Consider the following 26974-nt stretch of genomic DNA (forward strand, 5'->3'; position numbering starts at 1 on the left):
CTATTCACCATTGACCATTCACGATCAATAACCTAAATTCTGTTCATACAAGCCCGGCTTCACATCCAGTTCTGTTTGAGGTATAGGATATAAGAGGTAATTCTTTTGAAAAGGCTGCATTACTTTTTGCACATCTTCTACCGGTATCCAGTTTGTCATAACCGATTCAACCAAACCGCTGCGAACAAGGTCGTGCCAACGGCTGCCTTCTGCTGCAAACTCCTTTCTTCTTTCTTCCATCAAACGGGCCAAGGATACATTTGCTATTGGTAATAATCCGGCACGATTCCTTACCTGGTTCACAATACCATCTACATCGGCTTGCGTTCCTGAAGCGCCTTTCAGGATACATTCCGCTTTCAGGAGCAACACATCGGTAAAACGAAGCACTATAAAATTGATGGGCCAGTCGAGCCGGCTGGTGGTAGGCACTTTGGTTATATCAACATATTTCTTAAAGAATGAACGGGTTTCTGTAACACCGTTATTATCTACATAACCCGATTGAATGGAAAAGCCTTTGCGGGTATCGGCAGCCTCATAGGAGTTCAACAAATTTTTTGATACGGGGCGAATGGTAAGGCCGCCCTGTGTGCCTTTTCCCAGCGCCTGAAAATAAGCATCCGGCACCAATACCCAGGGAAATGTAGCGCCTACAACGGGTGTTGATCCGGTATTATATTGCACATCAAATATTACTTCAGGATTGTTTTCATTGGTGTATGAAAAAATATTGGCATAGCTCGCACCAAACGAATACTTGCTGCTACCAATGATCTCATTAAGCAAACCAAGCGCCTGGTTCCATTCGTTCAATCCCAAACCTGGTCCGTTTATATCATAGGTTGAACCAGAACGTGTCATATAAACCAGGGCCAGTATACCTTTAGCCGCATATTTGGTGGCTCTTCCTTTATCGGCGGCTACGGTATATACTTCGGGTAATTTGGCAGCGGCAAACTGCAGGTCTGAAATAATAAGACTGTATACATCATTAACGGCGCTTCTGCCAATTTGCAATGCTTCACCGGGAGAAACCGTTTTATCAATAACCGGTACACGGCCAAACCATCTTACCAGGTCGAAATAATAAAAAGCGCGCAGGTACCTGGCTTCTGCTTCGAGGCGGGTCCTTAAACTGGTATCGGCAATAACACTGGCGCCTTTCCCGCTTAATTGTTCCAGGATCAAATTGGCTTTAAAAATGCCTGTATAATTTCCTGACCAGGCTTCCGTAACATACGCGTTCCCCGCAATAGTTTTATGAAAACTGTTAATGCCTTCCCACTCACGCACACCGCCATCCGATACGGCATATAAGTTATCAGACCGGGTCTCAGATAAATTCAGTTGCCTGTCGGGATAAGTTGCCAATGCATTATATACGGCATTTACGCCCTGAATAAAATCAGCAGGCTGCGTATAAAAATTATCAGTAGTTGGTAATGAGATCGGTGACAGGTCAAGCTTCTTTTCACAGGCGCTCAGCAAACCGATCATCGCTATCAATGAAAAACCAAATATTTTTTTCATATTGACTCAATTATCAGAATTAAAAAGTAATGTTTACACCCAGGATCAACGATTTTGGTAAAGGCAATCCACCATAATCGCCCGGTTCAGAGAACAGCGTGCTGCCGGTAAAGTCGGTGTTATTGGCTTCAGGGTTCATACCGCCTTTATATTTATCGTAGCCAAAAAAGTTTTCAGCCGTCAGGTAAATGCGGGCAGCCTGCAGCATTTTCTTTGATCTTATTACCCGGTTCAGATCATATCCTAACGTTATCATCCGAACGCGGATGTAATCGGAAGAATACAACCAGTCGGTATTAGCGATCTGTCCAAAGGTTGAATAGGCCTTCCCCACCTTGCCTGCCCCCGGATCATCAGGCGAACGCCAGCGATCACGAAAGAAGCCTAACGCATTATCAACAGTGCCTTGTCCGGTTCTGCCCAAAGCACGACCTAATAAAGAATAAATTGAACCGCCGCGTTGTCCCTGCACCAGTACGGTGAAATCAAATCCTTTATAGCGAACTGTATTGGTCATTCCATATATATAGTCCGGATTGGGATGCGCTACGATCTGGCGGTCATTCAGGTCAATAGTTCCATCGGGCGTATAATCTTCGTATTTAGGATCGCCTACTTTTTGCGGACCATACAGGGCTACATTTTTATTAATATCATCCTGGGCAAGAATCCCAATTTGCCTGACTACATAAATGCTGTACAGGGGATCGCCCACCCGTAAAATAGAATGTTGCGCACCGGCAAGTGCAGAAGGAATGATTATCTGGGATTGTCCGCCGGCCAAAGCCACTACTTTATTGGTGTTATGGCTCAGGTTGAGCGAAGTGGTCCAGCTTACCGGTCCTTTTACGATATTACGGGAAGTGAGCTCAATTTCCCATCCCTTATTACGGGTAGAACCTACATTACCCAGAACGGAATTAAAACCGGTAACCCAGAGTACAGGCATATTCAATAACAAGGCCGTATTCAGTTTGGTATACACATCAAAAGATGCACTAAGCCGGTTGCCTAAAACAGTTATATCGAACCCGGCATCATAGGTTTCTGATTTTTCCCAGGTAAGATCGGGGTTGGCAGCGCCTCCGGTGGCCGAGCCCACTACCGAGGTACCATTCAATGAATAATTGTACGCAGACAAGGTAGAAATGGTAGGATAATCAGGAATTTGATAGTTCCCCGATTTACCCCAGCTTGCCCTTACTTTCAGATCGTTGATAAAAGGTATGGTGCGCATGAAATTTTCTTCCGATATCCGCCAGCCTACAGAAGCGCTGGGAAACCAGCCCCATTTTGTATTGGCGCCAAAACGGCTTGAACCATCCCTGCGAATACTGGCCGAAAACATATACCTGCCGTCAAACGCATACTGCACCCTGCCTAAATACGAAAGCAGGATATTCTGTGTTTCGGTCGTTGTGCCTGTATATCCTCTTGCCTGGTTTAATGTGAAGATGCCGTCGACCCGGTACCCTCCACTGGATGCAAGCTCCTGAACATCCAGCTTGTCGGAATTATAGGTAAACCCGGCCACTGCAGCGATGTCGTGCACATTATTGATGGTTTTATTGTACGAGACCGTATTCTCATTTACAAAGGTTTGCTTTTTGAAGCTGGTGAACTTTCCACTGGTAAGCTCAAGCCCCCTTAACTGGCGGGTGGCTAAACTATTGGTAATCCTGTACGGCGTATAACTTTTACTGTTATTATCAATATTATCCAGGTTGAGGGTTGTTTTAAACGTTAAACCCGGAACGATCTGGTATTCGCCAAAAATAGAGGTCAGGGTACGAAAACGTTTCGTTTGGCCCATCATGTTCTGCAATTTTGCAATAGGGCTATTGGTAGAAGTGCTCCACCGGTACTGGTTATTGTTACCAATATTCGGGTACAGGCCCATCGTATCTTCCTGCACCGGGCTCATACTTAATAGCTGGTGTAAAATATTATCCTTGCCTTCAACACCCGGATCATTAATAATTGAATAGGTAGGTGAGATATTCAAGCCGAACCGCAGCTTTTTATTGGCATTCACTTCTACATTGGCGCGGGATGAATAGCTGGTAAAATCGGTATTGATCACCATGCCCTCCTGCCGGGCCATATTGCCGGAAATATAATAGCGTACAAATTCATTACCACCGCTGGCTGATACCTGGTGATTTTGTATCAGCCCTCTTCGAAATGCTTCATCCTGCCAGTCGATAAACCGTAAGCCCTTATGATCTGGCAATGCCCAGCGTTCATCCGTCATATAGGTGGTATTGTATGCAGTGGGCCCCAATCCTAATTTTTGCCGTCGAACGTCGTTATTGTCGTTGACAGTGGCCCCGGCGGCTCCATAATCAGCAACATACCTTGCATTTACCATTTCTGTAAACCGGTCGATCCATTCTTCCGATCTCAGCATGTCGAGCTTTCTGCTGCGCTCATTATAGCCAGCGTAACTGTTAAAATCAATTTTCACTTTGCCGCTCTTACCGCGTTTGGTGGTAATGATCACCACCCCATTGGCAGCCCTGGAACCGTAAATGGCCGCAGCGGCCGCATCTTTCAACACCTGGATGCTCTCAATATCGTTGGGGTTCATATTGTCGAGCGGGTTACCATTGGCATAATTACCTGCCGCATTGGGTGCGGCGGTAGCCAGCGGAAAACCATCAATAACATACAAGGGTTCATTGCCTGCGGTAATAGAACCGGTGCCACGCACCTGTACACTAAATCCTTTACCCAATGCACCGCTTGTTTGTTTTACGGCCACACCAGCCATTTGCCCAACCAGCGCCTGGTCAACGCGGGTAACAGGACGCTCATCCAGCTTGCTCGCATCGAACGATACAGTAGCGCCGGTCACATTTCTTTTCTTTTGCGTACCGTACCCAATCACCACTACATCATCCAATGTATTTTTTTCGTTAATCAGTTGTACAAACAGGTTGGTCTCCCCTTTAAGCGGGATCTCTTTTTTTCCGTATCCAACAGAGGTAAAAACCAATGTTTCTTTGCCGGTAACCACGGAAATCGAGAATGAACCATCTTCTTTGGCAACGGTCCGATTCTCTGTACCCTTTATTTGCACGGTGACGCCGGGCACTGCGCTTCCATTTTCATCTGTAATTTTTCCGGTAATGACGATGCTGCTGGTTGCATCCTGGGCGCCTGACTGAAATAAGGTGAAAAGGAATAAGACAGGTATCAGCCAGATACCCTTTTGTGGTTGAGGTACTCTCATAATGGCACTATTTAATAGTTAATAGTTTACAATCGACTGGTGCGGTTAAAATTAGGATCGCCTGTTTCTTCGTTCATCCTGTTCTATCCTGTCTAAAAGGAATTAGCAGGCATTGTGTTCCTTGAATTGTCACCATTACTATTAATAAATAGGCCTCAAACGAAAGCAGGCCCTACTAATTACCAGCTTTGGGAAGGTTAATCAGAATGCTTTTTTTTTCAGTTACGGCGAGGCATTGTACACAAAAACCATTAGTAACCATAGAAAAAGGCCGCCCGCCTTCTTTCCGCCGCCTTTTTCCCATTACTTTTTCTATCTTTAAATGTCACCGATACACTTCCGGGAACGATTGCGTAAATCCGGAGCGCCATACGGGATGCTTCAGGACGGTTGAAAGACGCGAAATTTTAATTTTAGGTCAATTACTGCTGCAATAACCAAAACGAAACTGACTTGCCATGCTGCACTTAAACATTGCAGCTATCGCCTATCCGGTGATAGCTATTTTATACAACTTCCCTTCATTTTCTTTTCAATTTCATTTTCCGGAGATTAAACAATCGCTTACCAGTCCGCCAGCCGGCGGAGAATACTAGGCTATTCGTTTGCATCTGGCTTTCAAATAAGACAAAACATCACTTGCCATGGGTAAATCGTTACAAGCATTTTTTTTACTGGTTACATCCTGTTTATTATTGGTTAATTGCCGTAAAAAACAGTGGGAAGAATTCTACGAGCGGCCTGGTTCACTGGAACCGCCTATTTATCAGCAACTGGAAGCAAATGGCAATTTTAAACAATTGCTTTCCTGCATAGACAAAGCGGGTTATAAAAACACGCTCAGCGCTGCCGGGTTCTGGACCCTGTTTGCTCCCAATGATTCTGCATTTAATAATGATCCCGAATTTAAAACCTTCCTGAAAAGCAGGAATATCAGTGATATCAGCGCCATTGATCCGGTTACAGCACAAATGATCGTTCAATACCTGTTGGTTTATAATGCATTTGAAAAAGACAGGTTAGATGATTTTCAATCGGTGACCGGCTGGGTAGAAAATTCGGCCTTTAAAAGACGTACCGCTTACTATACCGGTTTTTATTCAGATACCACGTTGGCGGGACAGCCCGTTAAAGCGATCGCTTCCAACCGGAACAATACAACAGGTACCAACTATTATGTTACCTCTGATAATAATAATAAATACATCCCCTTCTTTACTTCCGATTATTTTTCAGCCAAAGGGTTGTCTTCCGGAGATTACAACTACTTCTACCCCACCTCAACTTATACCGGCTTTAATGTAGGGAATGCAAAAGTTATTCAACAGGATATTGCGGCTGAAAATGGGGTGATCCATTTCATTGACCGCGTGGTAACGCCGCAGCCCAGCATCGATCAGTACATCAAGACCAAACCTGAGTTCAGTGAGTTTAAGAAATTATTCGACCAGTTCATGGTGCAGTTTGTGCTCAATAACGACGCCTCCCGCCGTTACCAGGTGCTTACCGGCAGTTCAGATAATGTAATGGTGAAAGTATATAACACCCTGCTGGCATTCTCCCCCAATAATGAAAACCATTTAAAATTACAGGATAACGATGGTCAGCGTGAGGGTTGGACGATGTTTGCGCCGCAAAACGATACCCTCATGAGTTATATCAACCGGGTATTGCTTGAAAATTACCCATCGGTAAGCTCGTTGCCGTTGCCAGTGATAGCCGACCTGTTGAATGCGCATATGTGGCAATCTACCGTATGGCCTTCCAAATTCAGCTCAACCTATAATTACCTGGGAGAAACCGCTCAATTGAACAACCAGTCGAACATCATTGATAAAAAAATATTGAGCAATGGCTTTTTCTATGGTACCAATAAAATAAATGAGCCGAATGTATTTTCTACCGTATACGGCAAGGCGTACCTGAATCCCAACTATTCTATCATGACCCGCCTGTTGAATTATGAATTACGGGACGTGATCACCAACCCAAATGCCAGGTTCACCATTTTCATGATACCTGATTCTGTGTTGGCAAAGCAGGGGTATAGCTACAATGTAGCAGGGAGTGAGTGGAGATTTGTTAACCCTGCCAATGGCGTTCTTTCTATTAACGATTCCAACCGAATCAATCTCATTCGCATTTTAAACTCAGGTATTATTGAAACGCCCCAAAATGAATTAAATAACCTGGGCACACCTGGTTTCTCCGGCATCATTGGTTCCTTTGGATCAGAATATATCCGTTTCGATGGCAACCAGATCATTACGGCCGGAACAAAAGACCGCGGGTTAACAGTAACTTTTAATCCTTCACAGATAAAGACCGCTAAAAATGGTAAGGTTGTATACCTGAACAACCTGTTGTTCTTTTCATATGCAACCATTGCAAAACATCTTGAAATACTGGGCACCCCAACCACATCGGAGTACAATCTTTTCTGGAATTATCTCAAAAATTCAACCTCCATGTACGATGCCGCCAACAGCATTATTACAGGTACTGTAGCCGGGTCGTTCTATACTTTATTTATACCCAACAATGCTGCTGTTCGCCAGGCGATAACTGATGGCCTGTTACCAGGAACAGCCGCTGCGCCCAACTTTACGCCTACCGGCACTGCAGAAAAAGTAATGGTAGAAAAATTCCTGCAATACCACATACTCGATAAAAAATCTGTTATCGCCGACCGACGCGACGAAGGCGCCTTTAATTCCCTGCTTAAAAACTCCGCCGGCGATGCCGTTCCGATCACCATAGCCTACCCGGGCGGCACATTTGAATTAACGGATGTATTTGGCAGAAAAGCCCGTTTGGTAAACAGTCAAAGTAATCAGCTTTCAAACCGTACTGTAATACACCTGTTGGACAATTATCTTAAATACTATTAATGAAACCGATGATCAGCAACATGAAAATATATATAACCCTAATCATAACCTGCTTTTGCCTGGCTGGTATTCCCTGGAGCACAGTGCATGCCCAGCATTTAAGCGGGGCGAAAACGATCCAGGGCAAAGTAACCGATAGCAAGAAAAGACCATTGCAGGATGTAACAGTAGCTGAAACGGATCAGGATAATCGTACTATCAGGGCCGTTAAAACAGATATAGATGGGAACTTTGTAATAAAAGTGACCAACACAAAACATACACTCACCTTTTCAAACATCAGTTATACAGGCCAGGAGTTAAAAATTGGCGAAAGAACTGTATTTAATGTAACACTCGAACTATCGGCACGTGACCTGAGCAGTGTGATCGTTGTATCGCAAAAGAAAACCGACAATGGCATGGTTCCCATTCCTGAAAAGAACCTCACCATTGCCGCCTCGCATATCAGCGCCAAAGAAATGGAAGAAATGCAGGCCGCTTCTATTGACCAGGCATTACAGGGCCGTTTACCAGGGGTTGATATTGCCGCCGCATCAGGCGACCCCGGCGCCGGTTTGCAGATCCGCATCCGCGGTACCTCATCGATCAACTCTTCCGTTGATCCCCTGATCGTAGTAGATGGTATGCCATATGAAACCCAGATCCCATCAGACTTTAACTTTGGTGCAGCCGACGAGGTAGGATATGCGCAGTTATTGAACATTGCACCTTCAGACATTAAAGATATCACCATATTAAAAGATGCGGCAGCCACCGCTATCTGGGGCTCCAGGGCCGCAAATGGCGTAATTGTCATTGCCACCAAACGCGGTTCCGTTGGCAGGCCTACCATTACCTATACCTTTAAAGGTTCCGTAACCAAACAACCGGAAGCGGTTCCCATGTTGAGTGGCGACCAGTATTCAACCCTTATACCCGAAGCTTACATGAATGGTACCGGTACCCCGTTAAGCACCTCAACGGTAAAAGAATTTCAATACGACCCCAATGATCCGTACTGGTATTACAATTACAGCAATAACACCGACTGGATAAAGGCCATTACGCAATTAGGCTATATCCAGGACCACAACATCTCTATGAACGGTGGGGGTGAAAAAGCCAGGTATTTTGCATCGATGGGTTATTTCAACCAAACAGGTACCAACATCGGCACTTACCTTAACCGGATCAATACCCGCATCAACCTCGATTACATCGTATCGAAACGCATTCGCATAAAATCTGACCTTTCTTATTCATTTACCGATAACAACCGGAATTACGGCGAAAACCTGCGCGACATAGCTTATCGCAAAATGCCCAATATGAGCATTTATGAATATGATGAATTTGGAAATAATTCCGGAAACTATTTTTCACCCGCCAACAACGTTCAGGGTTTTTACCAGGGGCTGAACAGCAGAAATGAGATCCTGGGAACGGTAAACCCGGTGGCCATGGCAAGGAACGCCAAAAACAATATCATCACCCAGCGCGTTACGCCTCACTTTAACCTGCAGTATGATGTCGTAAAGGAACTGCTGATGGCCACGTTCGATGTTCAGTTTGACATTAATAATACCAAGAACAAAACCTTTCTGCCGCAAACAGCCACCGGTCGCCCGTGGACGGAAACTTCGGTAAACCGTGCCTATGACGGGGACGTGAACGTATTTAACGTTCAAACAAAAACCAACCTGGTATTTACACCCCAGTTCAAAAATGATAAACACTCGCTCATCAGCTTCCTGTCGTTTTTGACGTATGATAATAAAAGCGTGGTACAGGAAGTAATGACATCCAATACCGCCTCTTCAATTTTACAAGACCCATCGGTACCATCCCGTTCACAGAATTCCGATTCAAGACTGAAGTCGGGTGTTGGGCAAACCAGGAGCATTGGTATGCTGTTGAGCGGTCAATACAGTTTCCTCGACAAATACATCGTGAACGTAGGAATTCGCCGTGACGGTCACTCCCGATTCGGGGCCAATAACCGGTATGGCATGTTCCCGTCAGCTTCACTGCGCTGGCGGATCTCTGATGAAGGTTTCTTTAAAAAAGCGTTCCGCCATGTAGACGATCTGAGTTTCAGGGCCAGCTATGGTCATAGCGGCAATGCGCCCAGACACGATTACTCATTCTTTGGCACCTACAGCACTTTTAACTGGAGCTATCTCGGCCAATCGGGTGTATACCCTTCCAATATGGAATTGAAAGACCTGCGCTGGGAAACGATCATAGGTAAAAACCTGGGCATTAACCTAAGCATGTTCCAAAGAAGGATCGCCCTGGACGTAGAGTTCTACCACAACAGGACAAAAGACATGTTCTATAATGACTTAATGATATCATCCTTCACCGGTTATGACAGGGTAAATATGAACGTAGGCACCATGGATAACCAGGGTTTTGAGGTCGGTCTTAATACCACGCCTTTGAAAACCACGGAATGGCAGCTTGATGTAAACTTTAACGTTGCCCGCAACGTGAACATGATCCGGGAAATATCAGAATACTATCCACGCGACAAAGGCGACATTACATTTAATGGTCAGTATAAAACATACATGCAGGTAGATAACCCCTTCGGCTCTTTTTATGGCTTCCGGTATAAAGGCGTTTATGCCGATAAGCAGGCTACCATCGCCGGAGACGGTAACGGCAAACCCATTGTAGGACCTACCGGGCAAACCGTTTATATGAAATTCAATTATCCGAGTATCAACTATACTTTCCAGCCTGGTGATGCTATTTATGAAGACATTAACCACGATGGCAATATCAATTACATGGATATTGTTTACCTGGGAAACAGCAATCCCAAATTCACCGGCGGCTTTGGTACATCAGTTACCTATAAAGGCGCCTGGAAGCTGACCGCCTTCTTCAACTACCGGTACAAGTACGACGTCATAAATGGCACCAAGATCAACACCACCAATATGTATACGTACGATAACCAGAGCACCGCGGTGTTAAGAAGGTGGCGTAAAGAAGGGGATATAACCGATATTCCACGCGCTATGTACAGAACAGGGTACAACTTTCTGGGGTCTGACCGTTTTGTAGAAGATGCGTCTTTCCTTCGCTTCCGCTCGCTCACTTTACGCTATACCGTACCAAAAAATATGGTTAACAAAATAAAAATGAAAAACCTGAGTGCTTATATCACCGGCGAGAACCTGTATACATGGACGAAGTACACTGGCCAGAACCCGGAAGTAACCATGCGTGGCAGCGACCCATTCAGAGTAGCTATAGATTACTCGTTTACACCGCCCGCTATGATGTTTACAGTGGGTTTAACCGGTACATTTTAATATTTCTAACCGCTCATATATGCTAAAAAAGATATCGATATACGTTTTTTGCCTGTTCACGCTTCTAACTGGTGTTTCCTGTAATAAATGGCTCGACCTGCAGCCGCAGGATGGCATTACCAATACCGAGTTCTGGAAATCAAAAGAACAGGTACAGGCTGCCGTTACAGGCGTTTATGCATCCCTCCTCGCTTCCACCTCAGGCAGGCCGCTTACAGAAACCTTTTTTCTGTGGGGTGAACTGCGGGCCGATCACCTATCGGCTACGCCCAATGCCTCATTCGATGAGGTAGATGTTATGAACGTGAATATTCTGCCCACCAATTCCATTGCAAACTGGCGTAACCTGTATCAAACCATCAATTACTGCAATTCAGTTATTGCGTTTGCACCTAAAGTGCTGCAGCTTGACCAAACCTTTACCCAGGACGCCCTGAACAGAGCGATAGCGGAGGTGAAAACGATAAGGGCGCTGCTCTACTTCTACCTGGTAAGAAGTTTTGGTGAAGTACCACTTAAATTATCGGCTACCGCCAGCGACCAGGAATTGGAACAATTGCCTAAAAGCTCACAACAGGAAGTATTAAACCAGATCCTCACCGACTTAAGCGAAGCAGAAACCAACACGGTTCTTACCTATGGCAATACTGCTGCCGATAAAGGGAGAATAACCCGGTATACAGTATTCGCGCTACAGGCAGATGTATACCTGTGGATGGACAGATATGCAGACTGTATTGCCGCCTGTGATAAAGTGATTAACTCCGGCAGGTTTGGGTTGGTAGATGAAACAAGTGCAAGCGTTTATTACCGCAACCTGTATGTGAATGGAAATTCAAACGAAGGCATTTTTGAAATACAGTTCGATGAGCAGAAGCAAAACACTTTTTACAACTTGTTTTTGGGTAATCGCCGGTTCATGTCGAATCCACTTGTTATGGAAGACCTGTATATGGTTGACTATGTAAATGCCGACAATAAAGACTTCAGGGGTGATGGCGCTTCTGTTCGTACAACTGATGGCGCCATTTGGAAATATGTAGGCTGGAATTACACTACAGCCCGCGGTTCCAGCGAATCGTATGCACACTGGATCGTTTACCGATTTGCAGATATCCTGCTGATGAAAGCAGAAGCATTGAACCAGTTAGATAAAGGCGAGGAAGCGCTGGCCCTGGTACGTATAATCAGGAACCGCGCAAGAGCGCTTATAGAAACCGAACAAAATCCTGACCCCAGCGATAAAAGAGCCATTGCAGATTATATACTGGAAGAAAGAGCCCGGGAATTTGCTTATGAGGGAAAACGTTGGTACGACCTGTTACGTAATGCCAAACGCAACAACTACGAACGCCTCGATATTTTGCTGAACCTGGTTGCCAATACGGTAACTCCCGACAGACAACAATCAGCCATTGCAAAGTTCAAAGACAAAAACAGTCATTACTTCCCGATATACTTCTATGAACTAACGACTGACAAAAACCTTGAGCAAAACCCGTTCTATAAATAATGCCATTTATGAAAAATAATATTAAAGCCAGTTTGCTGATCACCTGCTGTATAATCGTTGCAGCATGGGTCAGCGGCTGCAAAAAAGTTGACATTGTTACAACAACCACTACCGATGTAAACATTTATGAATACCTCGTTCAAAACCCCGACAAGTATTCTGACCTGGTAAAGATCGTTGACAAGTCAGGTTATTCAGGATTCCTGAATGCCTACGGGTCGTATACCATTTTTGCACCAACCAACGATGGCATTAAGCAGTATTTAACCGAAAAGAACCTGGGCTCCGTTGATCAGATCCCGGAAGAGGATGCCAAAAACATTGTAAAACTGCACCTGATGAGCGACACGCTTACCAGCAGTTCGTTCAAAGATGGAAAACTGCCTACGGTAACCATGTACGGGCAATACCTGATCACAAGCGTTAACAACGAAAACGGCGTTTCAAATTACGTTATCAACCGGCGCGCCCTGGTACAGCAGGCGAATGTTAAAACAGGAAATGGCTACCTGCACACTATTGATCATGTGCTGTTGCCTGCCACCAAAACCATTGCCCAGCTTATCAGCGAAAACAGTAATTATTCTATTTTCAAAGAAGCCCTCGTTGCAACAGGATTTTATGATACATTAAATACCATTAATACAGTAGATACCAGCCGGCGGTGGCTCACGGTATTTGCAGAAACCAATCAGGCGCTTGCAGACAGCGGCATTACCAGTTATAATGCCCTGTATGCGAAATATTGCAAAACCGGCAACCCTAAAAGTGTAACGGACAGCCTGCACATTTATATAGCCTATCACATTGTACCAGACGCCAAATACCTGGCCGATATTGTTTCTGCCGGTTCTCATATAACCCTCGCTCCTCTTGAAGTACTTGCATCTAAGCTGGATGGGGAAAAAGTACTGCTGAACGATATCAACTTTAACGGCGTGCACGAACCCGGTGTTGAAATACAACGCTCTACCAGTGATGTGTCAGCTACCAATGGTGTATTACATATGTCCCTTGCCCATTTTAGTCCAAAGGTTCGTTTGCCGGCACCTATTTATTGGGATGTGGCAGATTTCCCCGAAGTAAGAAAGCTGCCGGCTATATTCCGGAAGGGCAATTACAGTTTTGCTTATGGTTCAATAAAAGATATCAAATGGGATAAAACGACCAATTTCCTCGATTATGCATACACTACCTCAGGATCTATACCAGTGTATTATAACGACTACCTGTCCATCCCCATGGGTAACACTTCCCGTCACTTCTGGATCGACTTTACCTCGCCGATCATTGTAAAAGGCCGGTATAAAGTGTGGATCTGTTACCGTACGGCAAAATCATCCGGTACCATTGGCCAGCCTGGTGGTTCTAACATGCCTGTTCAGGTTTTCTTTGACGGACAAGCTATGACAAGGACTTTCAACTTTGTAGAGCGCCGGCCTAATTTGTCGGATGGCGAACTGGAAGCATTGGGCTGGAAAAAATATTCACCAACGACCGAACAACTGGCAGCCGGTAAATTCCTGGGCATCATTGATGTGCCTACTACCGACCGCCACGTATTCAGGTTGCAGGCATTACCGGCAGCCGGTACCGGACAACCGAGTAATTTCCTGGATATGATCCATATCATTCCTGTAAATAATAACCAGTATTTGCCCCGCTTTGCCCGCGATGGAAGCCTGGTGAATTTCTAAATGACCCGAAGTGTGCAATAAAAAGATATCAGTAATACAAACAAACAAGTAATGTATTCAAAGTATAAACAACGCAGAACGCAGAACGCTCAACGCTTAACGCGAAAACTAAAAATTAATGTATTTCGCGTTCGGCCTTCGGCGTTCGGCATTTGGCATTTAATAATCCTTCTTTTTGCAGGGAGTTTCAGCATCACTGCCTGTAAAAAGTGGGAAGACCATAACAAGGTAAATAACCAGGACCTGACCATTAACCTGCTGCAGGCCCTTGCCACAGATGAAAACTTAAGCACATTCAGTGGGTTCATCACAAAAACCGGATTGGATACCGTTTTACAGTCGTCAAAAAACTATACGGTATGGGCGCCAAGCAACAGCGCCCTGCAAAACCTCGACCCGGCTATTGTAAATGATCTTACCCAACTTACGGCATTTGTAAAAAATCATATTGCCAGCCAGGCTTATTTCACCCGCAGTGCAGCAACGGGTACCAGGATACCGGTACTGAGCGGTAAGTACAATAGTTTTGAAAAAAGCAAATTTGATGATGCCACTATTACCACCGCCGATCGTTTTGTAAGCAACGGGGTGCTGCATGTAATTGACAAACCCGTACCTGTATTGCAAAACATTTGGGAATACATCAATAGCACCACTGGTACTTATGAACAGAATGCATTTGTTGTGGCCCAGAACTACATGACCTTTGATCCTTCCCAGGCCATCATCGATAGCATCAACGTTGTAACCGGAGATCCCATTTACCGGCCCGGCACCGGAATTGTTTATAGAAACAATTTTAACGACAGGGTGTATGATGTAAAACAGGAAGACAAAGTGTTTACTTATTTCATTCTTACCAATAACAGCTTTACTGCAGAATCGGATTCACTGAAGCCTTATTATAAATCAGCTTCTGCAACCTATACAGATACATTAAGCAAATTCAATACAGTGAAAGACCTGGCAGTGGAAGGGTTGTACCCGGCCAATGCGCTGCCAGCATTTGTATTGTCAAAAAATGGCACCCCCATTCCGTTAAGCGCTTCTGCGATCGTTGCCACCAAAAAACTCAGCAACGGCATTGCTTATGTAATGAATAACGTAGACGTGCTAACAGCCGATAAGTTCAAACAGGTAACCATTGAAGGGGAAAGGCCAAACGGGTTCCAGTCTGACAAATCGGGTAATACCAACTACCGTACACGATATGATACGATCAACAAAAGATACTATTGGGACCTTATGGTCACCGGGCATGGGGTAACTGCCTATTATGCTTATTATTCCCTGGGTCAATACCCATCTATGAAATATCGGGTATACGCATTGGGTGTGAACGATTTTCAGGGAACAACATTTAATCAAAGTGTAGTTGTTAAAGCGGTGACAGGCCCTACATCAACAACGCTGGCTACCCTTACACACGCAGTGCCTTTAAGTACTGCTGCGGGGGCCTTCAACGAAAAATTGCTGGGAGAATTCACTTCCACCAGTTATGGTACGCTTGAAATTCAATTAACCGCTTCAGGAACCAATCCGCTGGTACTGGATTACCTGCGCATTGTTCCAGTACCTTAAAAAATTCTGATTACAGTAATTATATATAACCAACATGCAGCTATTGAAAAAATTAACTGTATTACTTCTGCCGGCTTTGGCGGGATTACATGCAGCAGCACAGCATCAGCCCGGCCAGGAAGATAGTGTTATCGTTATAAAAAAACACCGGCCAGGCGCTGTTCAAATTACCGGTTTGGTTACAGATGCGGTTACCAAAAAGCCATTGAGCGGTATTCGGGCAACGTATAAAAATTATTCGGCTGCTATTTCAGACAGTACCGGAACCTTTACCATAGAAGTTCCATCAAAATACGTTTCAGTGATCCTGCAAAGCGAAGGCTATCAAACAAAGGAAATAGCCTTGCAGGGACGCAATCATATAACAGCCGCCGTCTATGAAAATCCTTATCAGTCGTATTATGATGCAGCGCAGTTACCTTTCAATCAATCAATGAAGAGCCGTACGCCGTATGCTACTACTTCCGTGCAAACAAATGGAACATGGGACCGGGTAACAGAAACGCCTTCTTCCTGGCTACAGGGAAAAATTGCAGGACTGAATGCGACCCGTCGCTCGGGCACGCCCAATATCGGCGCTACTTTATTCCTGCGTGGTACGTCATCTTTATATGCTACCAATGCGCCATTGATCGTAGTAGACGGCGTGATCTTCGACAATAATGATTACGGTGGTTCTATCATCAAAAATCATTATACCGATCCGTTATCTACCATCGATGTAAGAGATATTGACAATATCACTGTTTTAAAAGACGGGTCATCAATTTATGGAACCAAAGGCGCGAACGGTGTCATTCTCATTACTACTGCACGTGCCCGGGAATTAGGTACAAAAATAGATTTTGCCACCTATGCAGGCATTAATATGGCGCCAGCCAATTTACCGGTTATGGAAGCGGCTGATCATCGCATGTACCTGGCCGAAATACTCAAATCAAAAGGTATGAGTGATGCAGACATTCAAAGCCAGCCTTACATGAACGACGACCCGAACAATCCCTTATATTATCTATACCATAATAATACCAACTGGCAGAACCTTATTTTCAATAAAAGCACCACCAAAAACATATACTTAAAAGTAACCGGTGGCGATAACATCGCTAAATACGGTCTTTCACTGGGCTATATGGGCAATGACGCGGTTATTAAGAATACTGATTTCTCCAGGTTCAATATGCGCTTCAATGGCGACCTGAACCTGGGTAAACGGATGACCGCCACTACCAACCTTAGCTTTACCTTCAATCAACAGAATCTCAGGGACCAGGGAATTTCGAACAAAACCAACCCGGTGTTCCTGGCGCTTACCAAATCACCGCTGTTGTATTTCAAGGAATTGTCTGACAAAGGCATTGAATCGCCGCTGCTGGCCGACCGGGATACCTTCAACGTTACCAATCCGGTAGCCATCACCGATGCCGCGTTGGGCAGCAATAAAAGTTATCGCTTCTTAGGATCTGTTGCGTTTAATTATGAGATCACCCCATCGTTGGCATTATCTTCCACGATAGCTGTTACCAGCGATAAGGTGCGGGAAAACTTCTTCATTCCCCGTAAAGGCGTAACCCCCGATACGTTGGCCAATGATATTGCCTATAGCCGGTCGGGTTCACAGGTTAAAACACTCTTTTCGCTGTATAACGATACCCGACTTACTTATAGCAAAACGTTTAAAAACGTACACGAGCTGTCATCCCGCGTGGGCATCCGGTACCTCTCTGGTAAAACCGAGCAGGATATTGGACTCGGATTCAACTCAGCTACTGATGAACTGGTAAGTGTGGGCTATGGTGTGAATGCGTTACGCAGAATAGGTGGCGATATGGGAAAGTCGCACTGGTTAAGCACTTATTTTAATTCAGATTATAATTATGCCGGCAAATATTTTGTGTCTGTGAATGTGGCCATGGACGGTTCATCCCGTTTTGGAAAAAATATTCCGGGCGCACCGGGCCTTAACGGCAATAAATATGCGGTATTGCCTTCCGTAGCCGCTGCCTGGCTGGTATCTTCTGAAAACTTCATGAAAAGCAACTTCATCGATCTGTTGAAAGTAAGGGCTTCTTATGGCTTATCGGGCAATGATGATATTGGCAATTTCACTGCCCGCCAATACTATGTTTCACAAAACCTGTTAGGTATGCAGGGGCTTACCCGGGGCGGTACCGGCAACAACCAGTTGCAATGGGAAGCATCTACCCTGCTGAATGGAGGTATAGATGCCGCCATCCTGAACGAACGGGTCAATTTCAGTGTAGATGTATATCAGCGCAAAACGAATAAAATGATCGTTTATGAACCAGCGCCCGTTGCATCAGGATTTACCTACGCCATTACCAACACAGGCGGTATGACCACGAAAGGTATTGAAGCATCACTGGCTGCACGCGTAATCAACAACACCTCCTTCAAATGGGATGTTGAAATGAACATCAGCAAATACAAATCTACTATCGATAAACTGCCTGTAGAGAACATCATCACTGATTTTGCCGGCGCCTCCTATATTACGCAACCCGGCAGCACACCCAATCTTTTTTACGGATACAAATCGAACGGTGTATATGTGAGCGATGCTGATGCCGCAGCAGAAGGCTTATCTATTAAAAAAGCAGATGGTACCCTGGTGCCATTCCAGGGCGGGGACATCAGTTTTACTGATCTTAACGACGATAAGATCATCGACGCCAACGACCGCCAGGTAATTGGTAATCCCAATCCTGATTTTACCGGCGCTTTCACCAATAGGTTCCAGTATAAAAGGTTTGAACTGGATGTACTGGTAACCTTTGTAAAAGGCAACGACCTGTACAATTATACCCGCAACCAGCTGGAAGCTGTTTCCAGCACCAATAACCAAACACTGGCGGTGAGAAATCGCTGGAGAACGAACGGACAGGAAACCGCCATTCCAAAAGCAACCTGGGGCGACCCGATGGGCAACAGCCGCTTTTCTGACCGCTGGATAGAAGATGGTTCTTACATGCGTTTAAGAAGTGTGTCGCTGACCTATAATGTTCCCATGAAACCAGGCTTTTTCAAATATGCCACGGTTTATATTACCGGTAACAACCTGATCACCTTAACAAAGTATAAAGGATACGATCCCGAATTCAGTGCAACAGAAAGCATCTTCGGGCAGGGGGTAGACAATACGCTGGAACCCCAATTCAGGTCCATATTGCTGGGCGCAAGGATCGGTTTGTAATTACTATTATTAAAAAGTTATTGTGTATACTATGAGAGGTTCAATAATAAAACGCTATTCAATACTGCTGGTAACTGTGGCTTGCGTGTCGGCCATTTCTTCGTGCAAAAAAATATTTGACGTAGAACCAGAGAACGCGGTTGATAAAACCCAGATGTACCGGAATGTTTTTGATGCCGATGCAGCAGTGATCGGCGTGTATGGCAAGCTGATGAAGCTGGCAAAGCCATACATCCTGCTGAATGAATTACGGGGCGATCTGATGGACGTTACCCTGAATGCCGATGAAAACCTGCAACAACTGAATACGCATTCAGCCAAAGCCGACAATCCATATATCGACCCACGGCCTTTTTATGATGTCATTATCAACTGCAACGATGTGCTGTACAATTTTGATATCATGATCAGTGAGAGCAAACTGAAGGATATTGAATACAGACAGCGCTATTCTGATGTAGCTTCCATTCGTTCATGGGTTTACCTTCAGTTGGGCATTCATTTTGGTGAGATCCCATACGTAACCTCGCCATTGGAAGAAGCTTCAGACCTGAATGACATGTCGAAATTCCCTATGGTAAAGCTGGAAGCGCTGATCGATTCACTGGTTTCCTTTACCGAAAAGTTACCGTTTACAGAAGATTATCCAACCGGTACTACCTTGATGACAACTGTGGATGGCTACAGCACCTCCCGGTTCTTTATCAATAAAAATATCCTGTTGGGCGACCTGTACCTGTGGGACGGTCAGTATGACAAAGCAGCCGATCGTTACAAACGAGTAATGGAGATCAATGGCCCTTCCGGCAACAGCGAAGCTTTTTTTAACCAATACCGGATATCAAGTTTTTCCGATGCCGGTATCTTTTATACAAGAGCGCAGGATTTTTCTTCCCTGGTTTATACACCCGGCTGGAGATATCTTTTTGAACGCAGCCAGGATAACCAGTTCAACTACGAGTGGATCTGGGTGCTGCCTTTCGACAAAAATTTTGAACCGCAAAATCCATTGATCGATCTTTTCTCGCCCAATGGTGGCAGTTACCTGGTAAAACCATCTCAACTGGCCATGGACAATTGGAATTCCCAGACGCAGGTATTTACATATGCATCGGGCACTTCTACGGCGGCAGCAGTTTTAAGAGATAATTTTCCACTCGATTCCAGGGGCCTGTTTACCTGGCGTACAATAAACGGCCAGCCGGTAATTATGAAATACCTCTATAATTATCTCGGTACAAATCTTTTACCCATTAATTCCTTCAACAAAGCAGGAAAATGGTTCCTTACAAGAGCAGCAACACTGCATTTGCATTATGCAGAGGCCGCCAACAGGGCCGGCAAAATGAAAGTAGCGTATGCATTAACGAACAGAGGCATTAAAGAAACATATGACACACTGCCTGGCGCTGCCCGTACAAGAGATGTTACGAAATGGCAGCAAACCTTCCTGCCCTACCCTTATGATTTTGATGCACGCGAAGGGGATGCGCCATCTTACCGTAATAACTGGTACCGCAACCAGGGCATTCGTGGCCGCGCTGCATTGCGTTCGGCTAAGTTTGATTCGGCAAGATATTTCAACCTGGCCGCCAGCGGCTTTAACAAACCATTATCAGACAGCCTCGGCTTTCAGCAGTTCGTAGAAAACATGATCATTGATGAAAATGCGCTGGAACTGGCTTATGAAGGAAATCGCTGGCCCGATCTTGTGCGGGTTGCATTACGAAAAAATGACCCCAGCTACCTGGCCAATAAGATAGCCACCAAATTTGAACGGGCAGGCAACCCGGGCCTTGCGGCAAGTATCAGAGCCAAATTATCTAACAAAGACAATTGGTTCCTGCCATTCAAATGGAAGTAATTCTTAGATGGTTTGATGGTTTAATTGCTTGATGGTTAATCGTTGAACAATTAGCTTGCAGATATTCGCAGATCATCCCGAATATCTGCAGGCTCAGCCATCCAGCCATCAAACCATCCAGCCATCAAACCGGGTAGCCATCAAATAAAGACTTTTTTGATCAATCCCAATTGCATTAAACTTTGTTTCAGTCAGTTTCTCTGATCCGTACCCGCTTTTATTAAATAAATAAGGTTGACAAGATTGATAATGATTAATAGATCGTCATTCCAACTTTACCCGTAACACGCTGAATGAATAGGGAGAATTATTGAGTGTTATTTTTTTACCTTTTATTGTTATCGTTGATTCAACAGGTACTACATTGGTTGGACTGTCGAACGAATTCAAAGCAGTAAGTTCTGCCTGCATAACAGTCAGTTTTCCTTTGGATGCGAGCTTTTTCACGCCTTCCAGTTGCAACGTATTGTTCTGCGGTTTGTCGGACGCGTTTACCACTTTAATGATCAGTTCGTTGGTAGCAGCATCGATACAGGCCGAAGCATACAGGCTGTCCTGACCGGCCACTACATCATTGTTCAATGAAATGGGTACTACTTTGGAACCTTTGTTCAGGGAGAACAATTTTTGTACATAGTAATCGGGAGTGCCATATGCCTGCAGGTTGTTCACCCAGATAAGATCGGGCGCCCATTGCCAGCCATCAATATGCGCAAATAACGGCGCATAGGAAGCCATCTGAACTACATCTGCATTGCGTTCGAGACTGGTCATAAAAGCTGCTTCTGAAATGGCAGCCAGCCAGGTGTTGCGGTTGCCGCCAGCGGTTTTGTCTACGTGCGATGCATACTCCCCACCGAATACTTTTGAGCCGGTGCGGGGATAGCTATCATATCGCCGGGCATTCTGGAAGAACCACTCCGGTTTGCGGTAATAGTGCTCGTCAATGAAATCTGCATTCATCTTGCGCAATTCTCCATTTAAATAATCGAACCGCTCGCCATTGGGATCAGTTCCTGAACTGCAGATCAGTTTTATGTTGGGGTATTTTGCTTTGATGGCCGCCTGGAATGCTTTCAATCGCTCAATATATTGGGGACCCCAGTTCTCATTGCCTATGCCCATCATCTTCAGGTTAAATGGAGCGGGATGGCCCATTTCGGCCCGCACCTTGCCCCATTTGGTGCTTACATCGCCATTGGCAAATTCAATAAGATCAAGCGCATCCTGTATATAGGGATCAATAGCCTGCATAGGCACTACTTCTGCAGAATTGAACTGGCAGGCCATACCGCAGTTAAGAATAGGCAACGGTTCGGCGCCAATATCATCTGCCAGTTGGAAGTATTCAAAAAAACCAAGACCAAATGTTTGAAAATAATCCGGGGTAGCGCGGTGCGGGAATTCAATATTCCACCGGTTGATCATCAACTGTCTTTCTTCAATGGGGCCAACGGTATTCTTCCACTGGTAACGGTTCGTTAAATCAAATCCTTCTACAATACAACCGCCGGGAAAACGAATAAAACCGGGTTTCATATCGGCCAACAGTTGAATCATATCGGCGCGCATGCCGCCGCGACGGTTTTTCCAGGTATCACCGGGAAACAGGGAGATCATATCCAGGTCTATTGTACCATTTCCTTCAAACCAGATATTCAATTTGCCTTTCAGTACCGTTTCCTTTGCATGAAAGCTTACGGCTGCTTTGTGCCAGTTGTCGCCTGCTTCGGTGAGCGACAACACCGTATCGCCAATAACCTGTTTGGCTGTGTCTATAAGTTCAATATGTAATTTCGTTTGTGCCTGAGGTTGGCGATACATCAAAGAAAGATCATACCGTACGCCTTTTTTAATACCCATACCCCGGAAGCCTTCATTGGTTAAACCCAGATCGCCTTTTGCTGCATTGTTCATGGTAACGCGCAGGAAACGGGGATTGCGTGTGTTTTCCACGCCCCGGTTTATGACCAGCATTTCGCCTTCCACAAACTTTTTACGGTTCACCGTCCAGCCCATTAGTGGTTTAAAGAACTCAAATGAGCGGTTCTTCACCATTTCAGCGTAAATACCACCATCAGCGCCCAGGTTGATATCTTCAAAAAACACACCCCACATAGTAGGCTGAATGGTTGCCGTTGGTTGTGCTGCTTTTACAACCAGCGTATGGTTTTGTTGCGAAAAAATTGGTCCACCAAGTGCAGTCATGGCCAATAGCAAAAGCGCAATTCGTTGTTTCATTCTATTTTGTTCTTAGTTTTTATTCGTTAACAACCATTAACCGGGACACTTCAAATTTATATATAAATATTTATCTCAATGCAGGAATGGCGCAATGGTCCATATCGCCATAATCGAGGTTTTCACCGGCCATTCCCCAAATGAATGTGTAATTCGATGTGCCGGCGCCGGAGTGAATGCTCCAGTTGGGGGAGATCACGGCCTGCTCGTTCTGCATCCAGATATGCCGTGTTTCCTGCGGTTCGCCCATGAAATGACAAACGCTTTGACCATCGGGCACTTCAAAATAGAAATACACTTCCATGCGGCGATCGTGGGTATGAGCCGGCATCGTATTCCATACACTGCCGCTTTTTAATTCTGTCATGCCCATTTGTAACTGGCAAACTTCCAGTACACTGTTTACGATCAGTTTGTTGATCACGCGGTGATTGGCTGTAGCCGGGCTGCCCAGTTCCACCACATCTGCATTGGCCCGGGATATTTTTTTGGTGGGATAGGTATGATGCGCCGGCGCTGCATTAATATAGAACTTGGCGGGTTTGTTGCCATCGGCTGATACAAACGCTACCTGCTGCGTTCCTTTACCAATGTATAATGCTTCTTTGTAATCCAGCTCAAAGGTTTGTCCATCGGCAGTAATGGTGCCTTTGCCGCCTACATTGATGATGCCCATTTCTCTTCTTTCCAGGAAAAACTGCGCTTTCAGTTTTTCCGGGTTGGGCAGGCTTACTGGCTTTGTCACCGGCATAATGCCGCCCGCAATATAGCGGTCGTAATGCGACAAGGTAAAATGGGCTGTATCTGCTTCAAAAATTTTGTCTATCAAAAAAGCCTTCCGCAAAGCAGCAGTATCCATTTGCTTTGCTTCATTCGGACTTATAGCTAATCGGTTATCCATGATTGTTTTTTTAATCGTGATCCGGTTACGGGAATTATGATATGATTTTCCTTAAGATTATTTACTTCAAACATTGAAGGCAACAAGGCAACGAGGCATAAAGGCAACGAGCAAAACCCTTCTTCATATTTCATTACCCCGCCTTCTACTTCTACATTCTATATGGGATATTCAATATTCGATATTTGTATTTCCTTTCTCATTCCTCATTTTTCATTTCTCATTTTTCATTACCCCGCCTTCTACTTCTACATTCAACATTGGATATTCAATATTGTCCTCACTTTCTCATTTCTCATTTTTCATTTCTCATTTTACATTTCCAACTACCTTCCCATCCATCCGCCGTCTACCGTAACAATAGTTCCGGTAACATAATCAGAGGCAGGAGAAGCCAGGTAAACGGCCGCGCCTTTCATATCTTCACCTTCGCCCCAACGGCCCGCAGGAATGCGCGACAGGATCGATTTGGCACGCTCAGGGTCATTGCGCAATGCTTCGGTATTGTCGGTTGAAATATAACCGGGTGCAATGGCATTCACCTGTACGCCTTTGCCAGCCCATTCGTTCGACAATGCCATGGTCAACCGGGCGATAGCGCCTTTGCTGGCTGCATATCCGGGCACGGTAATACCACCCTGGAAGCTCAATAAAGAGGCGGTGAAAATGATCTTACCACTTCCCCGCTGGATCATGTCCTTGCCAAATTCGCGGCTTAAAATAAACTGGGCGTTAAGATTTACGTTGATCACCTCATCCCAGTATTCGTCAGGATGCTCGGCGGCGGGTTTACGCATGATGGTGCCGGCGTTGCAAAATAAAATATCAACCGGCGCACATTCGCCCTTTACTTTGTCGATGAACGTGTACAAGGCTTTGCGATCGTTGAAATCGGCCTGATAGGCTTTGAAAGAACGGCCGGTAGCTTCTACTTCCTGCTGAACTTTACTGCCTGTTAATTCAAGACTGGCGGATACGCCAATAATGTCGGCGCCTGCTTCGGCCAGTGCAACAGCAATGGATTTACCGATGCCTCTTTTGCAGCCTGTAACCAGTGCGGTTTTGCCTGCCAGGGAAAATTTTGAAAGAATGCTCATATTGAATGTTGTTAACTAAGTACAATGGTGGTAAAGGTGAATCTCCTTGCGGTCACATGAAAAAATCGTGAAACGGCAAACAGCAAACGTGAAAAAGAATTCGACGCCTCTGCTTTCACGTTTCACCTTTCACGCTTCACGATTCGAGTTGTAACCGGGCTGCAATTTCCTGTATGAGGGGCGGACTACCAAATTTTGTCGCGGGAGAAGTCTATCTGTTTGCTGTTCACAGGCTTACGTAATTTGTGCCAGGATAATTTCAGACACAAAAATGCCAATTACACATATGGCACAATGTAATTGGCATGCTTGTTTTCTACTATTTAAGTAGGAAATGCAAAAAAAGGAGATCTTATTTCCAAACCATCACCGCTTTGCTTTTCTCAAACGGCAGTTTCATTGTTTGCAGCACGGGAGTTGGTACGTCTTTTAATACTATGACCGGAGCTGTTTTGGCGGTTGGGATCTGCAATCCCTGTACCTGCAGTTTTTGTACATCATCAAAAATAACAGCCGGCCGAAAATCTTCTTTCTGGTATTGCATCTTGATATTCTTTAACTGAATGCCGGTGACATGCCGTACATACAACCCCCAGCAGGGCAATTCGCCAAACATGGAGAATTCAGGATAATCCTGCGCCTTTTCGGGTACCTTTTGCAGGGAGTCAATGGCAAAATGCGCCACCTGCTTATTACCGCCGCCTTCGTAGGTAATACTGATATTTTCCAATATAACATCTTCAACAGGATGACCGGGTAAACCGGTTATGGAAGCAGGAAAAACATTGTGCGGGTAGGCAACCACCGGTCCATCCATTTCATATCCCTTATCGGGTTTGCCGGCGGGCACTTCTACCTTAACGTTAGAGATCCTGATGCGCCTTACTTTTCCTATTGCCGCCTCCGTTTTGCGATGGCCCAGGCGAATAAAAATGGCATTGCCGGTGTTCGTTGCTTTTATATTCTCCACCGTTATATTTTCCAGTGTACCGCCGTCTACCGACTCCAGCGCAATGGCCGACCGGTACGTATCGTATATCTTGATATTCTTTACCGTAACATTTTTGAATCCGCCATGCGATGCCGTACCAAACTTCAGGGCACTGGCGCTGGAACGCACAATGCAATCGCTGATCACGATATTCTCACAAAAGGTATTGGGATTACCAGATTTTAAACAAATGCCATCATCATCGGCATTCACATTACAGCGGGTAACTATAACATTGCGGCAGTCATCGATATCAATACCATCGTTATTGTAGTATGCCGTGCTTTGTACGCGGATACTGTCGATAGTTAGATTGGTGCACTCCCGGTACGTTTGCACCCAGCAGGCGGCATCTTTAAAAAGTACGCCGGTAATGGTTACCTGGTCGCAGTTTTTGAAAGTAAGCAGGTGCGGGCGGTTGAACTCCGCCGAGCGCATTTGCCCCCAGGGATTTACCGTTTGCCATTGGGGATCCTGCAGCGTACCTTCTTTTAACATGCGGTCAACATCCGCTACCACTTCACGCCCACGCCCGTCGATGGTGCCGGTACCCGTGATGGAAATATGGTCCTGCTTGTCGGCAATGATCAGGGCCGATGCGCGAACGCCGCCATAATCTGAACGCTTGGTACTACCCAACAGCAAAGCATTAGCCGATACGTGCAATTCAACTCCCGAACGCAACTGGATAACACCGGTTACGAATTTTCCGGCAGGCACCAATACGCGGCCCCCGCCAGCAGCAGCAGCACTATCGATGGCTTTTTGAATAGCCACTGTATTATTGGTAGCGCTATCGCCAACAGCGCCGAAAGTGGTTATGTCAAATACTTTTTTTTGTTGACTGAAAACGCCTGTTGTAACAATCATTAATAAGAAGAATACGCCTGATTTTTTCATATGATTAT

General features: G+C 45.2%; 14 protein-coding genes. 8 read left to right on the forward strand and 6 right to left on the reverse strand.

The genetic code is table 11. From position 1 onward, the window contains the following. Window positions 1-24: 24 nt before the first annotated feature. Entirely contained in the window at window positions 25-1533 is a 1509-nt protein-coding gene (locus FAM09_RS21960) for a RagB/SusD family nutrient uptake outer membrane protein (RefSeq protein ID WP_136579294.1), read from the reverse strand. Window positions 1534-1552: 19 nt separating this feature from the next. Then, on the reverse strand, window positions 1553-4768 hold the full coding sequence (locus FAM09_RS21965; protein ID WP_136579295.1) for a SusC/RagA family TonB-linked outer membrane protein: 3216 nt from the start codon (window positions 4766-4768) through the stop codon (window positions 1553-1555). A gap of 458 nt (window positions 4769-5226) precedes the next feature. Here FAM09_RS21965 and FAM09_RS30785 point away from each other — a divergent pair, with 458 nt between their 5' ends. From FAM09_RS30785 to FAM09_RS22000, 8 genes are read left to right on the forward strand one after another with little or no spacing between them, the layout of a single operon-like run. After that, the gene (locus FAM09_RS30785; protein WP_153825471.1) at window positions 5227-5364 is read left to right on the forward strand and encodes a hypothetical protein; all 138 of its coding nucleotides are present in this window, start codon (window positions 5227-5229) and stop codon (window positions 5362-5364) included. 48 nt (window positions 5365-5412) lie between these two features. After that, on the forward strand, window positions 5413-7659 hold the full coding sequence (locus tag FAM09_RS21970; protein WP_136579296.1) for a fasciclin domain-containing protein: 2247 nt from the start codon (window positions 5413-5415) through the stop codon (window positions 7657-7659). Window positions 7660-7679: 20 nt separating this feature from the next. Then, window positions 7680-10967: a SusC/RagA family TonB-linked outer membrane protein gene (locus tag FAM09_RS21975; protein WP_136579369.1), complete on the forward strand. Its 3288-nt coding sequence runs from the start codon at window positions 7680-7682 to the stop codon at window positions 10965-10967. A 19-nt stretch (window positions 10968-10986) separates the two neighbouring features. Continuing rightward, window positions 10987-12480 carry a RagB/SusD family nutrient uptake outer membrane protein gene (locus tag FAM09_RS21980; RefSeq protein WP_136579297.1) on the forward strand — a complete coding sequence of 498 codons (1494 nt, stop codon included), beginning with the start codon at window positions 10987-10989 and terminating at the stop codon, window positions 12478-12480. An 8-nt stretch (window positions 12481-12488) separates the two neighbouring features. After that, complete coding sequence (locus FAM09_RS21985; RefSeq protein ID WP_166437228.1) at window positions 12489-14177, forward strand: fasciclin domain-containing protein; 1689 nt, start codon at window positions 12489-12491, stop codon at window positions 14175-14177. 51 nt (window positions 14178-14228) lie between these two features. Next, the gene (locus FAM09_RS21990; protein WP_136579299.1) at window positions 14229-15758 is read left to right on the forward strand and encodes a fasciclin domain-containing protein; all 1530 of its coding nucleotides are present in this window, start codon (window positions 14229-14231) and stop codon (window positions 15756-15758) included. Between the two features lie 34 nt (window positions 15759-15792). Beyond that, window positions 15793-18972 carry a SusC/RagA family TonB-linked outer membrane protein gene (locus FAM09_RS21995; protein WP_136579300.1) on the forward strand — a complete coding sequence of 1060 codons (3180 nt, stop codon included), beginning with the start codon at window positions 15793-15795 and terminating at the stop codon, window positions 18970-18972. A gap of 31 nt (window positions 18973-19003) precedes the next feature. Then, window positions 19004-20836, forward strand: a complete 1833-nt coding sequence (locus tag FAM09_RS22000) for a RagB/SusD family nutrient uptake outer membrane protein (RefSeq protein ID WP_136579301.1) — start codon at window positions 19004-19006, stop codon at window positions 20834-20836. Between the two features lie 264 nt (window positions 20837-21100). Here FAM09_RS22000 and FAM09_RS22005 read toward each other — a convergent pair whose 3' ends face one another. The 4 genes from FAM09_RS22005 to FAM09_RS22020 all read right to left on the reverse strand — a co-directional run bounded on the left by FAM09_RS22005 (window position 21101) and on the right by FAM09_RS22020 (window position 26966). Beyond that, a complete protein-coding gene (locus FAM09_RS22005) occupies window positions 21101-23077 on the reverse strand; it encodes an alpha-L-arabinofuranosidase C-terminal domain-containing protein (protein ID WP_136579302.1) in 1977 nt (658 codons plus the stop codon). A 70-nt stretch (window positions 23078-23147) separates the two neighbouring features. Continuing rightward, a complete protein-coding gene (gene kduI, locus FAM09_RS22010; RefSeq protein ID WP_136579303.1) occupies window positions 23148-23978 on the reverse strand; it encodes a 5-dehydro-4-deoxy-D-glucuronate isomerase in 831 nt (276 codons plus the stop codon). Between the two features lie 326 nt (window positions 23979-24304). Next, a complete protein-coding gene (locus tag FAM09_RS22015) occupies window positions 24305-25069 on the reverse strand; it encodes an SDR family NAD(P)-dependent oxidoreductase (RefSeq protein WP_208025634.1) in 765 nt (254 codons plus the stop codon). Window positions 25070-25427: 358 nt separating this feature from the next. Then, window positions 25428-26966, reverse strand: a complete 1539-nt coding sequence (locus tag FAM09_RS22020; protein WP_136579305.1) for a glycoside hydrolase family 28 protein — start codon at window positions 26964-26966, stop codon at window positions 25428-25430. Window positions 26967-26974 lie beyond the last annotated feature (8 nt).

It is taken from the genome of Niastella caeni (assembly GCF_004834005.1).
GTDB lineage: Bacteria > Bacteroidota > Bacteroidia > Chitinophagales > Chitinophagaceae > Niastella > Niastella caeni.